Source organism: Roseateles aquae, from assembly GCF_032337115.1.
Lineage (GTDB): Bacteria > Pseudomonadota > Gammaproteobacteria > Burkholderiales > Burkholderiaceae_C > Roseateles_C > Roseateles_C aquae.
Map to the genome: position 1 here is coordinate 431,846 of NZ_JAVXZY010000003.1, position 17,886 is coordinate 449,731.

General features: G+C 67.6%; 15 protein-coding genes. 6 read left to right on the forward strand and 9 right to left on the reverse strand.

Annotation, left to right across the window (positions count from 1 at the left end; genetic code table 11):
* Nucleotides 1-31: 31 nt before the first annotated feature.
* Genes RQP53_RS10720 through RQP53_RS10740 form a run of 5 tightly spaced genes read right to left on the reverse strand, consistent with a single transcriptional unit; the run spans nucleotide 32 to nucleotide 2,960 of the window.
* Nucleotides 32-646 carry an exopolysaccharide biosynthesis protein gene (locus tag RQP53_RS10720; protein WP_315650300.1) on the reverse strand — a complete coding sequence of 205 codons (615 nt, stop codon included), beginning with the start codon at nucleotides 644-646 and terminating at the stop codon, nucleotides 32-34.
* Nucleotides 643-1,653, reverse strand: coding sequence for a TerC family protein (locus tag RQP53_RS10725; RefSeq protein WP_434064076.1), 1,011 nt, complete (start codon nucleotides 1,651-1,653; stop codon nucleotides 643-645). Before RQP53_RS10725 ends, RQP53_RS10720 begins: the two co-directional genes overlap by 4 nt.
* A 29-nt stretch (nucleotides 1,654-1,682) precedes the next feature.
* On the reverse strand, nucleotides 1,683-1,865 hold the full coding sequence (locus RQP53_RS10730; RefSeq protein WP_315650301.1) for a hypothetical protein: 183 nt from the start codon (nucleotides 1,863-1,865) through the stop codon (nucleotides 1,683-1,685).
* Nucleotides 1,858-2,271 (reverse strand): TerB family tellurite resistance protein, encoded by a 414-nt coding sequence (locus RQP53_RS10735; RefSeq protein ID WP_315650302.1) that lies wholly within the window; start codon nucleotides 2,269-2,271, stop codon nucleotides 1,858-1,860. The genes RQP53_RS10730 and RQP53_RS10735 overlap by 8 nt, the downstream gene beginning before the upstream one ends.
* Before the next feature lie 11 nt (nucleotides 2,272-2,282).
* Entirely contained in the window at nucleotides 2,283-2,960 is a 678-nt protein-coding gene (locus tag RQP53_RS10740) for a Bax inhibitor-1/YccA family protein (RefSeq protein ID WP_315650303.1), read from the reverse strand.
* A gap of 140 nt (nucleotides 2,961-3,100) precedes the next feature.
* On the opposite strand from RQP53_RS10740, the gene RQP53_RS10745 reads away from it, so the two are divergent.
* From RQP53_RS10745 to RQP53_RS10770, 6 genes are all read left to right on the forward strand, one after another.
* Nucleotides 3,101-3,985, forward strand: a complete 885-nt coding sequence (locus tag RQP53_RS10745; RefSeq protein ID WP_315650304.1) for a LysR family transcriptional regulator — start codon at nucleotides 3,101-3,103, stop codon at nucleotides 3,983-3,985.
* A 236-nt stretch (nucleotides 3,986-4,221) separates the two neighbouring features.
* On the forward strand, nucleotides 4,222-5,400 hold the full coding sequence (locus RQP53_RS10750) for an isovaleryl-CoA dehydrogenase (protein WP_315650305.1): 1,179 nt from the start codon (nucleotides 4,222-4,224) through the stop codon (nucleotides 5,398-5,400).
* Nucleotides 5,401-6,336, forward strand: a complete 936-nt coding sequence (locus tag RQP53_RS10755; protein WP_315650306.1) for a pyridoxal-phosphate dependent enzyme — start codon at nucleotides 5,401-5,403, stop codon at nucleotides 6,334-6,336. It abuts the gene before it with no gap.
* Nucleotides 6,333-7,013: a carbonate dehydratase gene (can, locus tag RQP53_RS10760; RefSeq protein ID WP_315650307.1), complete on the forward strand. Its 681-nt coding sequence runs from the start codon at nucleotides 6,333-6,335 to the stop codon at nucleotides 7,011-7,013. Before RQP53_RS10755 ends, can begins: the two co-directional genes overlap by 4 nt.
* A gap of 21 nt (nucleotides 7,014-7,034) precedes the next feature.
* The gene (gene aceK, locus RQP53_RS10765; protein ID WP_315650308.1) at nucleotides 7,035-8,840 is read left to right on the forward strand and encodes a bifunctional isocitrate dehydrogenase kinase/phosphatase; all 1,806 of its coding nucleotides are present in this window, start codon (nucleotides 7,035-7,037) and stop codon (nucleotides 8,838-8,840) included.
* Between the two features lie 29 nt (nucleotides 8,841-8,869).
* On the forward strand, nucleotides 8,870-10,048 hold the full coding sequence (locus RQP53_RS10770; RefSeq protein ID WP_315650309.1) for an acetyl-CoA C-acyltransferase: 1,179 nt from the start codon (nucleotides 8,870-8,872) through the stop codon (nucleotides 10,046-10,048).
* A 190-nt stretch (nucleotides 10,049-10,238) separates the two neighbouring features.
* Here RQP53_RS10770 and RQP53_RS10775 read toward each other — a convergent pair whose 3' ends face one another.
* From RQP53_RS10775 to RQP53_RS10790, 4 genes are all read right to left on the reverse strand, one after another.
* A complete protein-coding gene (locus RQP53_RS10775) occupies nucleotides 10,239-10,949 on the reverse strand; it encodes a choice-of-anchor E domain-containing protein (RefSeq protein ID WP_315650310.1) in 711 nt (236 codons plus the stop codon).
* Between the two features lie 249 nt (nucleotides 10,950-11,198).
* Nucleotides 11,199-14,855 carry an ATP-binding protein gene (locus RQP53_RS10780; RefSeq protein WP_315650311.1) on the reverse strand — a complete coding sequence of 1,219 codons (3,657 nt, stop codon included), beginning with the start codon at nucleotides 14,853-14,855 and terminating at the stop codon, nucleotides 11,199-11,201.
* 176 nt (nucleotides 14,856-15,031) lie between these two features.
* On the reverse strand, nucleotides 15,032-15,706 hold the full coding sequence (locus tag RQP53_RS10785) for a choice-of-anchor E domain-containing protein (protein WP_315650312.1): 675 nt from the start codon (nucleotides 15,704-15,706) through the stop codon (nucleotides 15,032-15,034).
* A gap of 400 nt (nucleotides 15,707-16,106) precedes the next feature.
* The gene (locus tag RQP53_RS10790; protein ID WP_315650313.1) at nucleotides 16,107-17,876 is read right to left on the reverse strand and encodes a uracil-xanthine permease family protein; all 1,770 of its coding nucleotides are present in this window, start codon (nucleotides 17,874-17,876) and stop codon (nucleotides 16,107-16,109) included.
* Between the last annotated feature and the right edge of the window lie 10 nt (nucleotides 17,877-17,886).

The window sequence follows — 17,886 nt, forward strand, 5'->3', positions numbered from 1 at the left end:
GAGCGACAGCGCGGCGCCCATGAACGGCGGATCAAAGGCCGATCGGCAGCCATTCGCCCAGTTGCTGCGCCAGCCAGACCAGTGCCGCGCAGTAGCCCAGCGAGAGCATCGTCATGCCGACGCCGGCCAAGGCCAGCCAGGCTTCGCGCAGCACCAGGCTGAGGCCGAAGCAGCAGATCGCCAGGCCGGGCAGCACATTGCCCAGCGGCAGTGGCAGAACGATCAAGACGGCCATCAGCAGGACGGTGGCGGCCATCAGCCGTTGGCCCAACACACTGAACTGGGCACGTCTGCCGGGTCGTGCCAGGCGCGCGGCCTGCTCGTAGATCACGGCCAGCAGGCGCAGCACCCGTTGCGCCCACAGGCGTGGCAGGCGCAGTGCGGCGACACGTGGGTGCAGCTGCGCGGTGCCCGAGCCGCGCCACATCGACCAGGCCAGCGCCAGCAGGCCCATCCCCAGCACGGTGCCCACGCCGGCCACCGGCAGCACGCAAGGCACGGCGAGCAGGATCAGCAATGCCCCTTCGGCCGCGTGGCCATGCACGGCGGCCAGCTCCTGGACGCTGATGTGCTCCTGGCGCAGCGAGCTGGCGGCATCGCGCAAAACCTCGTGCAAGGGGCGATCGCCGGCCGTCTGATGCGTCATGGCTTGAGCGGCTGCAGTTCGGGGGCCTTGGCTTGCGCAGCGTCGCGCGTCTTCCACAGCGAGACCAGCACGCCGCCGGCAATCAGCGACAGCGTGACGCCCAGGCTCACGGCCGGCGGGATCTTGCCGACCAGCTCGGTGATGAAGATCTTGGCACCGATGAAGACCAGCACCGCGGCCAGCGCATATTTCAGGTAGGCGAAGCGATGGATCATCGCGGCCAGCGCGAAGTACAGCGCACGCAGGCCCAGGATGGCGAAGATATTGCTGGTGAAGACGATGTAGGGGTCGGTGCTGATCGCGAAGATGGCCGGCACCGAGTCAACCGCGAAGACCAGATCGGCCAGCTCGACCAGGCACAGGCAGAGGAACAGCGGTGTGGCCCACAGCACGGTCTTGCCGGTGCCCGGATGCGGGGCACGCACGAAGAAGGCATTGCCTTGCAGTGTCGGCGTGACCCGCATCAGCTTGCGCAGCAGTTTCAGCGCGCCGTTGTTGCTGAGATCGGGATCGTGATCGCTGGCCCACAGCATCTTCACGCCGGTGACGAGCAGGAAGGCGCCGAAGAGGTAGAGCACCCAGTGGAATTCGGCCACCAAGGCAGCGCCCAGGCCAATCATCAGGCCGCGCAGAACGATCACGCCGAGGATGCCCCAGAACAGCACGCGGTGCTGCAGGGCGCGCGGCACGGCGAAGTAGCCGAAGATCAGCGCGATGACGAAGACGTTGTCCATCGACAGCGACTTTTCGATCACAAAGCCGGTCAGATAGGCCACGCCGCTGGCTTCGCCGAGCTGCCACCACAGCCAGGCGCCGAACAGCAGCCCGGCGCTGATATAGCCGGCCGAGAGCAGCAGGCTCTCGCGCACGCCGATCTCGCGTTCGCCCTTGTGCAGCACGCCCAGATCGAGCAGCAGCAGGGTGAAGACGACGCCGGCAAAGGTGAGCCACTGCCACAGGGCATGGCCCAGCCAGGGGACGTTCAAGAGTTCGAGCAGTGGACTCACGATGTTTTCCTAGATGCAGAAGCGCTTGATCACAAGCTCAGGTAAAGGCAAAGGCTGCCCAGCCCACCGGCCAGACCCAGCGAGGCCAGCAGGCCGGCGTCGCGCGGGTTGTCGTTGCGGCGCTCGAATAAGGACAGGCCGGCGAACACGAGGCTGAAGAGCAAACCGATGGTGACGCCGGCGCCCGCGGTGTCGAGGCTGAAATCAGGCATGGTGGAACACCCCGTCCTCCTGGGCCGACATCTGCCAGTGCTGCAGTGCCGTCAACAGCAGCAGCGACTCGGCCTCATGCAACTGGCTGTCGGCCGCGGCGATCACGACACAGGCCTGCAGCACGGTGCTGCGCAGTGCCGGATCGCTGATCTCGGCCAGCAGCGGCGTGAGGCTCTCGGCGTCGAGCCGCGACGGTGTCCAGGGCGTCTCGGCGATGCCCATCAAGTCCTCGCAAAGCGCTTGCGTGACCTCGCTGAGTTCGGCCACCGAGATGCCGAGCCGCTGCGGCAGGCCCAACGATTCGAGCGCCTGCATCTCGACGCGGCTGGCGTGGCCATCGATCAGCATGGCCAGGGCCACCAGCCGGGCGGCGGCCTGCGGGCTGTTGGTCGGGTAGCTGCGCATCATCTAGGCCCTCACTCGTCGCTGCTGCCGATGCCGAACAGGCTGAGCAGGCTGGTGAAGAGGTTGAAGACCGAGACATAGAGACTGACGGTGGCCAGCAGATAGTTGTCCTCGCCGCCGTGCACAATGCGGCTGACCTCCATCAGGATCAGGCCGGCCGACAGCAGGGCCACCATCGCCGAGACGGCCAGGCCCAGCGCCGGGATCTGCAGGAAAGCAGCGGCCAGGCCGGCCACGATGGCAACGATCATGCCGACCATCAGCATGCCGCCCATGAAGCTGAAATCACGCTTGGAGCGGATGGCGTAGGCCGACAGGCCGAGCAGCGCCACACCGGTGGCGGCCAGCGCCAGGGCGATCGTGTCGGCACCGCCGGGCAGGGCCAGCGTGCGGCTGAGCACCGGGCCGAGCGAATAGCCCATGAAGCCGGTCAGGGCGAAGACGGCGGCCACGCCCCAGCCGCTGCGCTGCAGCTTGTGCACCGCGAACAGCAGGCCGAAGTAGCCGACCAGCGTCAGGATCAGCCCGGGCGCCGGCAGCGCCAGCGCGACGCTGGTGGCGGCCACGCCGGCGCTGAACAGCAGGGTCAGCGAGAGCAGGGCAAAGCTGTTGCGCAGCACCTTCTGCGCCGAGGCGTCCAGCGCCGTGCTGGCGCTGTTCGATCCGTTGAGGGGGTAGATGCGATCCATGATGAGCTCCTGTCGGTCCGTGTCTGCGCACATGTCCAGGCTGCCGGGATGGCAGGGGGCGCGAAGACAGGCGAAGCTTAGGTTGCCTGCCAATTCTGAAAAAGCAGAGAATGATGCTGAATAACTTCTGAAAAACGGAAATGAGCCTGAGCTTCAGCTACCGCCACCTCTACTATTTCTGGGTCGTCGCCAAGGAGGGCGGGGTGACGCGGGCGGCCGAGAAGCTGGGGCTGGCGGTGCAAACACTGTCGACCCAGGTGCGCGAGCTGGAGCGTGCGCTGGGCCATGCGCTGCTCAAGCCTGCCGGGCGCGGTCTGGCGCTGACGGAGGCTGGGCAGGCGGCACTGCGCCAGGCTGAGGCCATCTTCCAGCTCGGTGAGCAGCTGCCGGCGGTGGTGCGCGATGCCGTCAGCGCGCCGACACTGCGCCTGGCGGTTGGCATCTCCAACGGGCTGCCCAAGCTGGTGGTTCGGCAGTTGCTGGACCCGGTGCTGGGGGCGCCTCATCTGCGGCTGCTGTGCAACGAGGATCGCTTTGACGATCTGCTCGGCGATCTGGCCCTGCACCGGCTGGATGTGGTGCTGGCCGACCGGCCGGCGCCGGCGAACCCCAATCTGAAGCTTTACAGCCATTCGCTGGGCAGTTCGCCGATGGCCTGGTTTGCCTCGGCCGACTTGCTGGAGGAGGCGCGCCGCGATTTCCCGCGCTCGCTCGGGCGGCTGCCCATCCTGCTGCCCAATGTGCACGCCGGCGTGCGCGCGCGGCTGGACCAATGGTTCGAGCGGCAGGGCCTGCGTCCGCAGGTGGTCGGTGAGTTCGAGGACGCCGCCCTGCTGGCCACCTTTGGCGCCAGCGGCATGGGGGTGTTCCCGGCCGCCGAGTTGGTGCAGGAGAAGCTTGGGGTGCGCTACAAGCTCGAACGCGTTGGCCCCTGCGAGGGCGTCGAGGAGCATTTCTACGCGATCGATACCGAGAAGAAAGTCTCCCATCCGCTGGTCAAGCGACTTTTGCAAGCGGCGACCTGAGGCGCAGTACGCCGCGCTGCTGCCGGAGCGCTTGCTGGAATGCCCGCATCCACAGGCGATTGCTGCATGGCACAATTGACGTTTACGTAAACGTCAATTGGCGTCATTCCCCCTGCCAGCGCTACACGAGACGGCTGGCGGCAGCCCGACATACCATCGCGCTTCGGTGACGATGCGGCGGGCGCGGGGCAGACCCGAGTCCGGCGTTCGACAGCAATTCCATCAGGAGACACCCCATGAATCTGCCCGGCCTGAATTTCCAACTCGGTGAAGACATCGACGCGCTGCGCGATGCGGTGCGTGACTTCGCCCAAGCCGAGATCGCGCCGCGTGCGGCCGAGATCGACCACAGCGACCAGTTCCCCATGGACCTGTGGCGCAAGATGGGCGATCTGGGCGTGCTGGGCATCACCGTCGGCGAGGAATACGGTGGCGCGAACATGGGCTATCTGGCCCACATGATCGCGATGGAAGAAATCAGTCGTGCCAGCGCCTCGGTGGGTCTGTCCTACGGCGCGCACAGCAATCTGTGCGTCAACCAGATCAAGCGCAATGGCAACGACGCCCAACGCGCCAAGTACCTGCCCAAGCTGATCAGCGGCGAGCATGTCGGCGCGCTGGCGATGAGCGAGCCGGGCGCTGGCTCCGACGTCATCTCGATGAAGCTCAAGGCCGAGGACAAGGGCGGCTACTACGTGCTCAACGGCAACAAGATGTGGATCACCAACGGCCCCGATGCCGACACCCTGGTGGTCTATGCCAAGACCGAACCCGAGCTGGGCGCCCGTGGCGTCACCGCCTTCCTGATCGAGAAGGGCATGAAGGGCTTCAGCATTGCGCAGAAGCTCGACAAGCTGGGCATGCGGGGCTCGCACACCGGCGAGCTGGTGTTCCAGAACGTCGAGGTGCCGGCCGAGAACGTGCTGGGTGCGGTGAACGGCGGCGCCAAGGTGCTGATGTCGGGCCTGGACTATGAGCGCGCGGTGCTGACCGGCGGCCCGCTGGGCATCATGCAAAGCGTGATGGACAACGTGATCCCCTATATCCACGACCGCAAGCAGTTCGGCCAGAGCATCGGCGAATTCCAGCTGATCCAGGGCAAGGTCGCCGATATGTACACGGTGCTGCAGGCCGGTCGCAGCTTTGCCTACACCGTGGCCAAGAACCTCGACATGCTGGGCAGTGACCACGTGCGCCAGGTACGCAAGGACTGCGCCTCGGTGATTCTGTGGTGCGCCGAGAAGGCCACCTGGATGGCCGGCGAGGGCGTGCAGATCTTTGGCGGCAACGGCTATATCAACGAGTACCCGCTGGGCCGCCTGTGGCGCGATGCCAAGCTGTATGAAATCGGCGCCGGCACCTCGGAAATCCGCCGCATGCTGATCGGCCGCGAGCTGTTTGCGGAGACGATGTAAGTGGCCGCGGGGGCAGCCGCAGCGCTGCACCTGAACACCCCGCTGCTGCGCGCCGCGCCGGGCCTGTTTCCTCAGCCCGAGGTCTGGCTGAAGATGGACGCGCTGCAGCCTTGCGGCAGCTTCAAGCTGCGTGGCGTCGGGCGCCTGGTGCAGCAGGCCGCCGCGGATGGCGCGCGTGAGATCGTCTGCGCCTCGGGCGGCAATGCCGGCTTTGCCGCCGCGTTTGCGGCCCGCTCGCTCGCTCTGCCGGTGACCATCGTGCTGCCCGAAACCAGCAGCGCGGCGGTGGCCGACAAGATCGCCGCCCATGGCGCCAGCGTGCTGCGCCACGGCGCCGTCTGGGACGAGGCGCACCAGTTCGCCAGCGCGCTGGCCGAGCAGCGCGGTGCCGCCTACGTTCACCCGTTTGACCACCCGCTGCTGTGGGAGGGCCATGCGACGCTGATCGACGAGGTCTGCGCTGCGGGCCTGGACTTCGACTGCGTCGTCACCGCCGTTGGTGGCGGTGGGCTGTTTGCCGGCATCGTCGACGGCCTGCGCCGCAATGGCCGTGCCGAGGTGCCGGTCGTTGCGGTAGAGACGTTAGGCGCGGAGAGCCTGCATCAAAGCCTGAACGCCGGTGAGTTGATCACGCTGCCGGCCATCACTTCGATCGCCACCTCGCTGGGGGCGCGGCGTGTGGCGCAAGCGGCGTTTGAACGCGCGCGCAGCCACCCGACGATCAGCCTGACCGTCAGCGATGCCGAGGCCACCGCGGCCTGTGTGCGCTTTGCCGATGCGCATCGCGTGATGGTGGAGCCGGCCTGCGGGGCCGCGTTGGCGGCCTTGACGGTGCACGAAGCGGCGCTTGCGCGTTTTCAAAGACCCTTGATTGAAGTCTGCGGCGGCATCGCTGTCAGCCTCGCGTCGCTGAGCAATTGGACAATGCCCGCATGAGCACCGAACTTCAAGAGCTGCTGGACAGCAACAAGCAATGGGCCGCCGACACCGAGGCGCGCGAACCCGGGTTCTTTTCGCGGCTGCTGAAGCAGCAAACGCCGCAATACCTGTGGATTGGCTGCGCCGACAGCCGCGTGCCGGCCAACGAACTGGTGAACCTGTTGCCGGGCGAGTTGTTCGTGCACCGCAATGTGGCCAATGTGGTCGTGCACTCGGATCTCAATTGCCTGTCGGTGATGCAGTTCGCCGTCGATGCGCTGAAGGTCAAGCACATCATTGTCGTCGGCCACTCGGGATGCGGCGGCGTGCGTGCCGCGCTGCTGGATTCGCGTACCGGCCTGGTCGACAACTGGCTGCGCCATGTGCAGGACGTGCGCAACCACCATCTTGACTGGCTGGACAGTATTGCCGCTGATCAGCGCGTCAACGCGCTGTGTGAACTCAATGTGCTGGAGCAGGCGCGCAATGCCTGCCAGACCACGGTGGTGCAGGACGCCTGGGCGCGTGGCCAGGAGGTGGTGGTGCATGGCTGGGTCTATGGCCTGCACAACGGCCTGCTGGAAGACCTGCGCATCACCGTGGCAGCGCCGGAACAGCTGGCTGCCGCGTTCCAGAAGGCCTTGAGCGCCGTCAAGGCGCGCTACGAATCAAGCCGCTTAAGCTCGGCAGCCTGACCCCACCGACCTGGAGCCTCGATGTTCCCCCAGAAGCTCACCGACTCGCGTGCCTTCGAGATCGCCCAGGCGATGCTGGGGGGCTTCAACCGCCATTACCGGCTGTTCCGCGCCACCAGCGCCGAGGCCAAGCGGCGCTTCGAGCGTGCCGACTGGCATGGCCAGCAGCGTGCCCAGCGCGAGCGGATCGAGTTCTACGACCTGCGGGTCGAAGAAGGCATTGCGCTGCTGGACGAACGCTATCAGGCCAGCAGCCTGCCGATGGAGGTCTGGCAGCAGGTCAAGCTGCACTACATCGGCCTCCTGACCAACCATCACCAGCCGGAGCTGGCCGAGACCTTCTTCAACTCGGTCTGCACCCGCATCCTGCACCACAGCTACTTCCACAACGATTTCATCTTCGTGCGCCCGGCGATCTCGACCGAGTACATCGAAAACGAAGAGCCGGCCGCCAAGCCGACCTACCGCTGCTACTACCCGACCCGCGAGACCATGCGCGAGACCATGGTGCGCATCGTCAACAACTTCCAGCTCGAGCTCGAGTTCGAAGACCTGGGCCGCGATGCCGACAGCGTGCTCAACGCGGTGCAGAAGGAACTGGGCCTGTTCCGCTGGCGCACCAATTTCCAGATCCAGGTGCTGTCCAGCCTGTTCTATCGCAACAAGGGCGCCTACCTGGTCGGCAAGATCATCAACGGCTTCACCGAGACGCCGTTTGCGTTGCCCATCCTGCACAACGAGCGCGGCTATCTCTATATCGACGCGGCGCTGTTCGGCGAGGACGATCTGCTGATGCTGTTCAGCTTTGCGCGGGCCTACTTCATGGTCGACATGGAAGTGCCTAGCGCCTATGTTCAGTTCCTGCGCTCGATGATGCCCAGGAAGCCGCGCGCCGAGCTGTACAGCGCCATCGGCCTGCAAAAGCATGGCAAGAACCTGTTCTACCGCGACTTCCTCTACCACCTGCGCCATTCCAGCGACAAGTTCCGCATCGCGCCCGGCATCAAGGGCATGGTGATGCTGGTGTTCGATCTGCCCAGCTACCCCTTCGTCTTCAAGCTGATCAAGGACTACTTCCCGCCGCAGAAGGAAACCACGCGCGAGCTGATCCAGAGCAAGTACCTGCTGGTCAAGCAGCACGACCGCGTTGGCCGCATGGCCGACACGCTGGAGTACAGCAACGTCGCCTTCCCGCGCTACCGTTTCGAGGAAGAGCTGATCAAGGAGCTGAAGACCTTCTGCGGCAGCCTGATCGAGGAGCAGGGCGACGACCTGATCCTGAAGCACGTCTATATCGAGCGCCGCATGGTGCCGCTGAACATCTACATCCAGGAAGCCACGCCGCAGCAGCTCGAGCACGCGGTGATCGAGTACGGCAATGCGATCAAGGACCTGGTCGCGGCCAATATCTTCCCCGGCGACATGCTGTGGAAGAACTTTGGTGTGACGCGCCACGGCAAGGTCGTGTTCTACGACTACGACGAGATCGAATACCTGAGCGACTGCAACTTCCGCAAGGTGCCCACGCCGCGCAATGAAGAGGAAGAGATGAGCGGCGAGGTCTGGTACAAGGTCGGCCCGCGCGATGTCTTCCCCGAGACCTTCGGCCCCTTCCTGCTCGGCCACCCCGGCGTGCGCGAGCTGTTCATGCGCCACCACGCCGATCTGCTCGATGCCGATTTCTGGCAAGGCCACAAGCTGCGCATACAGGCCGGCCATGTCCACGATGTCTTTCCCTACGAGGCGCACAAGCGCTTCTACGCCCAGCAGGGCGCTGTGCCGCCGCGGCTTGCCGAGCCCGAGCACCGCGAACTGCCGATTCAATAACCCTTTCCCTACCCAACCAGGAGCACCCCATGTCTGACTCCATCGTCATCGTTTCCGCTGCCCGCACGCCGATCGGCGGCCTGCTGGGCGACTTCGCCGGCCTGCAGGCCTGGGAACTCGCGGCCGTCGCGATCAAGGCCGCGGTCGAACGCGCCGGCGTGCCCGGCGACGCCATCCAGGAAGCCTTCATCGGCAACTGCCTGATGGCCGGCCAGGGCCAGGCCCCGGCACGCCAGGCGGTGCTCAAGGCCGGCCTGCCGCAGTCGGTCGGCGCCGTGACCCTGTCCAAGATGTGCGGCGCCGGCATGCGCGCCACCATGTTCGCCCACGACACGCTGAAGGCCGAAAGCGCCGACATCCTGATCGCCGGCGGCATGGAGTCGATGACCAATGCGCCGCACCTGATGTTTGCGCGCAAGGGCATCAAGTACGGCGCCGCCCAGATGTACGACCACATGGCGCTGGACGGCCTGGAAGACGCCTACGAGCGCGGCAAGGCCATGGGCGTGTTCGCCGAGCAGTGCGTGGCCAAGTACGCCTTCACCCGCGAAGCGCAAGACGCCTTTGCCATCGCCTCGACCGAGCGCAGCAAGCACGCCAATGAAGACGGCAGCTTTGCCTGGGAAATGGCCCCGGTCACCATCTCCGGCCGCAATGGCGATACCGTGATCAGCCGCGACGAGCAGCCCTTCAAGGCCAAGCTGGACAAGATCGCCGGCCTGAAGCCCGCGTTCAAGAAGGACGGCACCATCACCGCCGCCACCTCCAGCTCGATCTCCGACGGCGCCGCCGCCCTGGTGCTGATGCGCGAGAGCACCGCCGCCAAGCTGGGCGTCACGCCGGTGGCGCGCATCGTTGGCACCGCTGTCCACGCCAACGCGCCGGAATGGTTCACCACCGCCCCGGTCGGCGCGATCCAGAAGCTGCTGGCCAAGAACGGCTGGGACGCCAAGAGCGTCGATCTGTGGGAAGTCAACGAAGCCTTTGCCGCCGTCACCATGGCCGCGATGGCCGAGTTCAAGCTGCCGCACGAGATCGTCAACGTCAACGGCGGTGCGGTGGCCCTGGGTCACCCGATCGGCGCTTCAGGCGCCCGCATCATCGTCACGCTGCTGGGCGCCCTGAAGCACCGCGGCCTGAAGCGTGGCGTGGCCTCGCTATGCATCGGCGGTGGTGAAGCAACGGCGGTGGGCGTCGAGCTGATCTGATCGCGCCGGCGCACCAGCGAAGGGCTGAGCCAGCGTCCCCTCGGGGCGCTGGCTTTTTTCATGCTGCGGAGAAGGCGCCTTGGACGCGGCGTGGAGAGTGCTGGCGGCGAGCGGTGCGCTCGCTGCGCACCGCCCGCCGCCGCCTCCTTCTGCGCTGCTTCTCCTCCAAAAATCTGCCGGGCCAGGCACCTCAGCCCTGACGCCGGTGGCGGCGCGCCAAGCCTGCGCCGGCACCTGCACCGGCCGTCAGGATCAGTGCCAGCGTCGCCGGCTCCGGCACCTTGTTGTCGTAGTAATAGGTGATGCTGGCCGCGCAGAAGCCCGAGGAACTCTGCGTTGCCGTCACGTTGCCGCCCGCACCTTCGGCATACAAACCGCTGCGCGACCGGCAGCTGATATTGAAGTACTCCCCGGGGCCGCGGCTGAACACCTCGTAGATCCCGCTCAAGGCGGCTGGCGACCAATTGACGCTGCGCGTCTCCAGGGCACGATTGCCGCTGACCGTCTTGTTGGCTTCGACTTCCTTGCTGACCGAGGTGCTCAGCGTCAACAGCGGAGCACCGGTGTTGATCAGCGCGTCCAGCGGGGCAAAGTTGCTGGAGAAGAACAGGCGGGACACCGAGGTGGCGGTGAGCTCCTCGGTATGGTCGGAGTTGTTGGTCAGGGCGATCATGGTGTCCAGGCCGCCGCCGAAGGTGAAGCTGACGCCGGTCAGGTGTCCGAGCGCGCTATCAAAGAAGCTCAGCGTGCCGCTCTGTCTGACTTCGGTCTTCTGATAGGGGTTGCTGAAGCTGTAGCTGATGGCGCCCGCCTGGGCGCTGCTGGCAAAAACACCGCTCGCCAGCAGGGTGGACAAGAGCATCGACGCGGGCGTCGACAAGCGTGAGATCAGTCGTTTCATTGTTCTTTCTCCCTAACGATTGACAGAAAAAGTGCCTATGCCGTGCGCCATGCCGTGCGCTGCGCCAGCGCTTGGCCGCCCCTTGCGCGGGGCGCCGTGGCGCCGCTGGCAAGAACCGGGTGTTGGCGAACGGGGCTGATGGTTTGGCCGGATCGTTGATCCAGCGTTGGGGGCGTCGCGCGCCAGGGCGCCCAACACCCCCTTATTCGCGGGGGGGGCGGGCGGTGCAGCCCCCCGCTCAGTGGCCGATCACGGGCCGGATGAGCGCATGGCCTCGGCGAGCGCGCGGGCCTGTTGCTGGGCTTGCTGAAGCTCGGCCAGCGGCGCGTTCAGCGCCTGCAGTGCCTCGGCCCGCATGCGCCACAGTGCGGCCAGCAAATAGGGCTCCTGACGCTCTTCGGCCAAGGCCTGCGCGTGATCCAGCGCATGCAGGGCCTCGGCCGGGCGGGTCAGCAGCAGCAGCGCCTCGCACAGGATCAGGTGGAAGGTGGCCTCTTTGCTGGGCAGCGCGATGGCCGCCTTGGCGATCGCAGCGCTGATCAGGGCCAGGCCTTCGTCACCCTTGCCCTCCCAGGCCAGCAGCCAGCCCAGATGGGCCCGGGCGGCGGCCTGCCAGAGCAGCATGCCGTGGCGCTCGGCGAGCTGGTCCAGCTCCTGGGCCAGCGGGCGCAAGGCCTGCGGCGCGCGCAGCTGGCGCTGCAGCACCGCGGCAATGGCCAGGGTGTAGGCCAACGTGTGGGGATGAGCCAGTTCGCGCGCCTGGCGCAAGGCGGTCTGGGCGCAGTCGAGCGCGGCTGGGATCTGGCCCAGCCAGGCCAGTGCCCAGCTCATCAGTGCGCGGGCCGCGATGCCGCCATGTTCGCCGAAGCGCAGCGCCAGCGACTGCGCCGGCAGCCGCTCACCGGCCTCGGCGGCATGGCGCAGCGTCTGCAGCGCGGCGTGCAGCTGGCCGGCGAACAGCCGGGCATTGCCCATCGCGGAGTAGGCCTGGACCAGTGCGCCGGCGTCCTGCGTTTGCTCGGCCAGGGCCCGCAACTGCTCGCTCAGCTGCAGCGCCGGCGGTGTGTCGGGGCCGCTGCGCGAACCCAGCCAGAGCCCCCACAGGATCTGGAATTGCATGCTGCCGTCGCCGGGCTCGGCGGCCTGCTTCGCCTGCTCGAACAGCCGGCGTGCTGCCTGCGAGCCATAGCCCTCCAGCGCCAAGCGGCTGAAGGCCAGCTGCTGCAGCAGGGCCGGGTGCAGACGGCGCTGCATCTCGGGCTGGGCGCCCGGCTTGTCCAGCATGGCCAGGCCCTGTTCGAGCATGTGGCAGGCTTCCTGGTGGGCCGACTGCGCGGCGGCGCGGCGGCCGGCCTGCAGCCAGTAGAAGGCGGCCAGCGGATCGCCGCTGACGGTCAGGTGGTGGGCCAGCCGCGCGGGTTCGTCGGCGGCGGCACTGGCCAGCGGGCCGAGCAGCGCATCGGCGGCGCGACGGTGCAGCTGGCGTTTGTCGCTGGCGCTGAGCGACTGGTAGGCGGCGTCGCGTTGCAGCGCATGGCGGAACTGCCAGCGACCGTTGGCACGGCTCTGCAGCAGGCCGGCCGCCTGCAGCCGTTGCAGATCGAGCAAGGGGCGCTGGCTGGCCTCGGCGCCCAGCGTGGCCTGCAGCAAGGCGCCGTCCCAGTCGCTGCCCAGCACGGCGGCCACCTGCGCCACGCGGCGCGGCGCCGGTGCGAGCCGGTCGAGCCTGGCGGCGAGCAGATCCCAGAGTGTGGCGGGCACGGCCCCCTCAGGCAGTGCTTGCCAGGAGTTGGCCAACTCTTCGGCAAACAGCGGTACGCCCTGGGCGCATTGCAGCAGCCGCGGCTCTTCGGGCAGGTGCAGCTGGGTAGCGAGCTGGCGCATGGCACCGTCCGACAGCGGCTGCAGTTCCAGCAGGCGCAGTTTGGTGGCCAGGTTCAGCGGCGGGGGCTCTCGTGAGCTGAGCAGCAGCAGCGTCGGCGTGGCCTGGGCCTCGCGGTTCAGGTAGCGCTCTATCAGCTCCAGGGTGCTGGGATCGGCCCAATGCAGGTCCTCGATCATCAGCAGTTGCGGCTGGCCCTTGCCCCAGGCGTCCAGTAGCGCGATCAGCTGAGCAAACAGCTCGCGGCTGCGCGGCAGCTTGATGCCGCCGTTGGCGCTGTCCGGCTGGAACAGTGCGGCCAGCGGCGTCAGGCTGGCCGTTGGCCGCTCAAAGCGCGCCGCCAGCGCCTGCAGGGTCTGCTCAGGGGCGCTGCCCCTCTGGCGGCCGAGGATCTGGCGCAGCACCGCCAGCACCGGCTGCAAGGGGCTTTGGCTGAACTCGGGCAGGCAGTGCAGCAGGGTCAGCCGAGGCGGGGCGGCCTGGCGGCGCAGCCTGTCGCGCAAGGCCTGCATCAGCCGGGTCTTGCCCAGCCCCGGTTCGCCTTGCAGCCAGACCGCCAGCACGCCGTTCTGAGCATCTTTCCAGGCCTGGCACAGCGCAGCCAGCTCGGTCTCGCGCCCGACCATTGCCAGCCGCGGCGGTTCGGCCCAGCGATGCTGCAGCGCTAGCGCGCCCAGCAGCCGGGCGTGGCCTTCGGGCTGGGGCGCGGCGAAACGGTGGTGGCGCCGGGCCAGCGCCAGCAGCGCCGGGCTGACCTGCGCCTCGCCCGGCAGGGCCAGCCAGCTCAGCCGGCGTGCCTCGCGGCTGAGCTCGCCAAGCGTGTCGGGGCTGGCGTCGTCTTGCCGGGCATGGACCCAGGCCACATGCAAGCCGGCGCGAAGCTGCAGGGTGGTCGGCTCGGCCAGCAGCTCCAGCGTCAGGTCCAGCGCATGCCGGATGGCGTGCTCCTGCGCCACCGGGTGGCCAAAGAAGGCCAGCAGTTCGGCCCCCTCGGCAGGACGCACCGTGGCGCCGCAGGCGCGCAGCCGTGCGGCAGCCTGTTCGACACTGTCGGACAGCGTGGCCAGCATGCCCTCGGCGGCGAGCGTCTCGTCGGGCGGGGCCCGCCAGTCCAGCACCAAGGCGAGCACGCGGCGGCGCTGCAGGGCTTGCTCCGCCCTGGGTGCTGGCGCCTCGACGCTGTACAGCGCGTTCAGCACGGCGCGGGTTTCGTCCTGCGGTGACAGGCCCAGCTCGGCATCAAGGCGGCGCGTGTAGTCCTGGAACAGGCGCAGCGCTTCGTCGCGACGGCCCCGCCCCAGCAGGCGCATGCAGCGGCGCAGCGCGGCTTCGTCCCAGGGGTCCAGCGCCAGACTGTCATGGGCCACCGCCAGCGCGGCCTCCTCATCGCCCTGTATTTCGAGCAGCTCGGCCAGCCGATCCAGGCAGCGCAGCGCCTGCCTGTGCAGCGCCTCGCGAAGCGGTTGCAGCCAGCTGGCCACGGCCGGCGCCTGCTCCTGTGGCAGCTGCGGCAGCAAGGGGCCGCGGTAGAGGCGCTGCGCCAGGCGCAAGGCGGCGAGGCGGCTGTCCGGCGTGTCGGCCGCGCCGTCCAGCTGGGCGAGATGGAAGCGCCGGCAGTCGATCTCCAGCGCGTCCAGCGTACGCAGCTCGATGCTGCGCTTGGTGGTGCTGAGCAGCTGCTCCAGCACGGCCTCCGGCAGCAGCGGGGCGAGCAGCTCGCGCAGGTCAAACAGCGCACGGCGCAGATTGGCGCGCGCCTGTGCGGTTTCGGAGTCCGGCCAGAGCAGCAGGGCCAAGGTCTCGCGCTCCCAGGCGCCGGAGCGCAGCGCCAGCAAGGCCAGCAGGATGCCGGCCTTGTCGTAGCTCAGAGTTCGGGCGGTGCTACCTTCGGAGTTGCGCAGCTCGAAGCGGCCGAGCAGGCACAGCTGGACGCTGCGAGAGCCGGCGGGCGGCGAGGCAGTGTCGGGGGAGGCTGGAGCTTGGGAAGATCCCGGCGACCCAGGTGAGGTAGCGGCGGCGTCCATGGCGTGGCGCGCAAGTATGCCAAGCCATCAGCGGCCGCGCCGTCTCACTGGACGCTCATCTGGTTCGTGCTGCGCGAAGTGGCACTTTCGATGGCGGCGAATCAGCACGCGACCCATCTGCCCGGCAGCCAGGCGGGGCAATCCGCAGGCCGACGGGCCACGGCTGAAATCGGCGCTCAGGCCTGCGTGCGGCGCTTGCGGCCGGCCACACCGGCGGCGGTAGCGGCCAGGCCCAGCAGGGCCAGCGAGGCCGGCTCGGGCACGTTGTTGGAATCGTAGGTGTAGCTGATGCTGGCGTCGCAGAAACCGGCGGTGCTCTGGTCCGCGGCGACATTGCCGCCGCCACCTTCCGCCGTCAGGCTGCTGCGCGATTTGCAGCTGATGCCAAAGGTGTCGGAAGCACCCCGGCTGAAGCTGGTGTAGAGCGCGCTCAGCGCCGCCGGCGACCAGTTGACGTGGCGTGAATCAGACGCCTGGTTGCCTGTCGAGGTGGCGCCCCCGGCGACGGTCTTGCTGACCGAGGCTGACAACACCACCAAGGGGTTGCCAGTGTTGAGAACCAAATTGAGCGGGCTGAAGTCACTGTAGAAGAACAGTTTGGAGGTCGATGTTGCGCTGAGCAGCTCTTCACCGTTTGACTTGTTGGTCAGGTCGATGGAGGTCTTCAGGCCGCCGCCAAAGCTGAAGCTGATGCCGGTCAAACGGCCCAGCGAACTGTCAAAAAAATGCAGCTGGCCGCCCTGGTTGATTTCGGTGGGCGCGTAGTCGTTGCTAAAGCTATAGCTGACCGTGCCCGCTTGAGCGGCACCGGCCGCCAGGACGGCGACCAGGAGTGTTGAGAGACGTTTCATGATGTTGCTCTTTCAGTTGGACGAAGTTGAGGACGTGGACGAAGAAAGCGTTGGGGCAAACCGGCCCCGCGGTACTGCGGCTTGCAGCCCCGCGTGCTGACCCTGGTGTGGACGGTTTGCCGGCTGCGGACTTGGCGCGTTGGTGGCTTGTCTTTCAAGTCACTGCAGCGCCATCAATCCATATGCCTATGCTTTCCTGGCAACGTTGAAAGAGCGTTGATAGGCGCGCGAGGGGCAAAAAATTTGCCCCTGCATTCACGGGGGAAGTGTCGACAAAAGACGGTCATTTATCGGCTTAGGAGGCTTGCTGATCAAGCTGATGCCGCTCTGATGCGGCGCTGTGCCAGAGCCAGCGTTGGTGCGCGCCTGGGGCGCGGCTGTGCCACAGGGCGGGCGCCGCTCAGTGATCGAAGTGCAGGCGCAGCACGGCCAGGTCATCGCCCGCCGGGTTGCTGCTGACCTTGTCGGCCATCTGTCGCAGCAGGGTGCGCGAGACGCGCTGCATCGCGGCATCCAGGGCCTGCTCGTCGTCGTGCTGCAGCAGGGCATCGAGGTCCACGGTATCGCTCTGGCCTTGCAGCGGCAGGGCCTCGCCGCGGTAGAGCAGCTCCAGTTCGAAATTGAATTCGTCGAAGCGCCCGGCCAGGCTCAAGGGCCGGCCGTGCCCGGCGGCGGCGATGGCCTCGCTGGCTTCCAGCGCGGCCTGGGCCGCGCGCCGCACGACATCGGCGCGGGCCGCCCAGGCGCGGCCCTGGCGTTCGATGAAGTCGGTGATCTGCTGATTCAAGGGTCCGGCCATCGGGTCCAGCAGCAGCCGTGCGTGGCGCTGTGTGCCGAGCCTGAACAGCAGGTTCAGCAGCACCACGACCAGGCCGGCAACGACGAAGCCGTCGCCGGCGAGCACGTGCAGGCTGTCCGGCAGACCGCGGGCCAGCCCGGGCATCAGCATCGTCGCGAGGCCGGCGCACAGCGCCAGGCCGACCATGAAGATGCCGCGGCTGTCCAGCGCCCGGGTGGCGATCATCTCGATGCCGGAAACGATCAGATAGGCGGCCGCATACAGCTCGACCGCGCCCAGCACCGCCTGCGGGATCAGCGTCAGCGCCATGGTCAGGCGCGGGCTCAGCGCGATCAGCAGCAGCAGCGCGCCGGTGGCCAGACCGATATAGCGCGAGCTCGAACCGGTGGCGTGCACCAGCGCGATATTGGCGGAGGAGGGGGCACTCGGAAAACTGCCGAACAGGCCGGCCAGGAAGTCGGCGAGGCCGTTGGCACGGATGCCGCGGCCGACCATGCGCATATCGGCGCGGCGCCAATCGGCATCGTTGGTCTTGTCCATGACGATCAGGCAGCCGATGTTGTCGAGCTGGTTCAGCGCGGCGATCAGCACAATGGCGGCGATGATCTCCGGCCCCAGCGTGAAGCTGGGCGCAATCGGCTGCGGCAGGGCCAGCAAGGGCGCGCCGGCCAGCCAGTCCAGGCCGCCGAGGCGGCCGTTGAGTGCGGCGATCAGCAGGCCGATCAAGACGCCGGCCATCAGGCCGAACAGGCGCAGCCGGCGTCCGCCCCAGACCGACAGGGTGATCACCGCGGCCAGCGCCGCGCCCGAGGTCAGCGCCGAGACCGGATCGACCTGCATCTGCGCGTTGACGCCCAGCGCATTGCGCACGGCAGGCTCGACCAGGCCCAAGCCGCCCATGCAGATCACCGTGCCGACCACGGTGGGCGGGAACAGCGGTCGCAGATGGCGCATCAGCGGGCCGATGCAGAGTGTGACCACGGCGGTCAGCAGCGTCACCTCGACCAGGGCACCGACGCCGGCACTGGCAATGGCGGTGCCGGCGACGGTGATCATCATCGGGTCGGGCTGGAAGACCAGCAGCGCGCCGCTGCCGATACGCCCGCCCCAGGCTTGCAGCGCCGTGCCCAGGGCCATGCCCAGGAGCGTGACGGCGACGATGGAATGCGTCTGCTCCAGCGAAAGCCCGGCCAGCTTCGCAGCGGCCAGCACATGGGTGATCAGCGCCAGCACCGTGGCCACATGCTGCAGCGACAGCAGCGCCAGCGCGCCGCGTGGCGGGCACTCATCGGCGGCGTAGATCAGCTCGAAGGGCCGGCGTTTGCCGACGGTGGGAGGCAGCCAGCGCTGCAGCAGGGTCAGGAGCGGCATCAGGAGCGGG

Coding starts and splice junctions, on each gene's coding strand:
- RQP53_RS10740 (WP_315650303.1), bottom strand. CDS start 2,960: ATGGATCGCATCTACCCCCTCAACGGATCGAACAGCGCCAGCACGGCG.
- RQP53_RS10735 (WP_315650302.1), bottom strand. CDS start 2,271: ATGCGCAGCTACCCGACCAACAGCCCGCAGGCCGCCGCCCGGCTGGTG.
- RQP53_RS10730 (WP_315650301.1), bottom strand. CDS start 1,865: ATGCCTGATTTCAGCCTCGACACCGCGGGCGCCGGCGTCACCATCGGT.
- can (WP_315650307.1), top strand. CDS start 6,333: ATGAGCACCGAACTTCAAGAGCTGCTGGACAGCAACAAGCAATGGGCC.
- RQP53_RS10790 (WP_315650313.1), bottom strand. CDS start 17,876: ATGCCGCTCCTGACCCTGCTGCAGCGCTGGCTGCCTCCCACCGTCGGC.
- RQP53_RS10750 (WP_315650305.1), top strand. CDS start 4,222: ATGAATCTGCCCGGCCTGAATTTCCAACTCGGTGAAGACATCGACGCG.
- RQP53_RS10780 (WP_315650311.1), bottom strand. CDS start 14,855: ATGGACGCCGCCGCTACCTCACCTGGGTCGCCGGGATCTTCCCAAGCT.
- RQP53_RS10775 (WP_315650310.1), bottom strand. CDS start 10,949: ATGAAACGACTGATCTCACGCTTGTCGACGCCCGCGTCGATGCTCTTG.
- aceK (WP_315650308.1), top strand. CDS start 7,035: ATGTTCCCCCAGAAGCTCACCGACTCGCGTGCCTTCGAGATCGCCCAG.
- RQP53_RS10720 (WP_315650300.1), bottom strand. CDS start 646: ATGACGCATCAGACGGCCGGCGATCGCCCCTTGCACGAGGTTTTGCGC.
- RQP53_RS10770 (WP_315650309.1), top strand. CDS start 8,870: ATGTCTGACTCCATCGTCATCGTTTCCGCTGCCCGCACGCCGATCGGC.
- RQP53_RS10745 (WP_315650304.1), top strand. CDS start 3,101: ATGAGCCTGAGCTTCAGCTACCGCCACCTCTACTATTTCTGGGTCGTC.
- RQP53_RS10785 (WP_315650312.1), bottom strand. CDS start 15,706: ATGAAACGTCTCTCAACACTCCTGGTCGCCGTCCTGGCGGCCGGTGCC.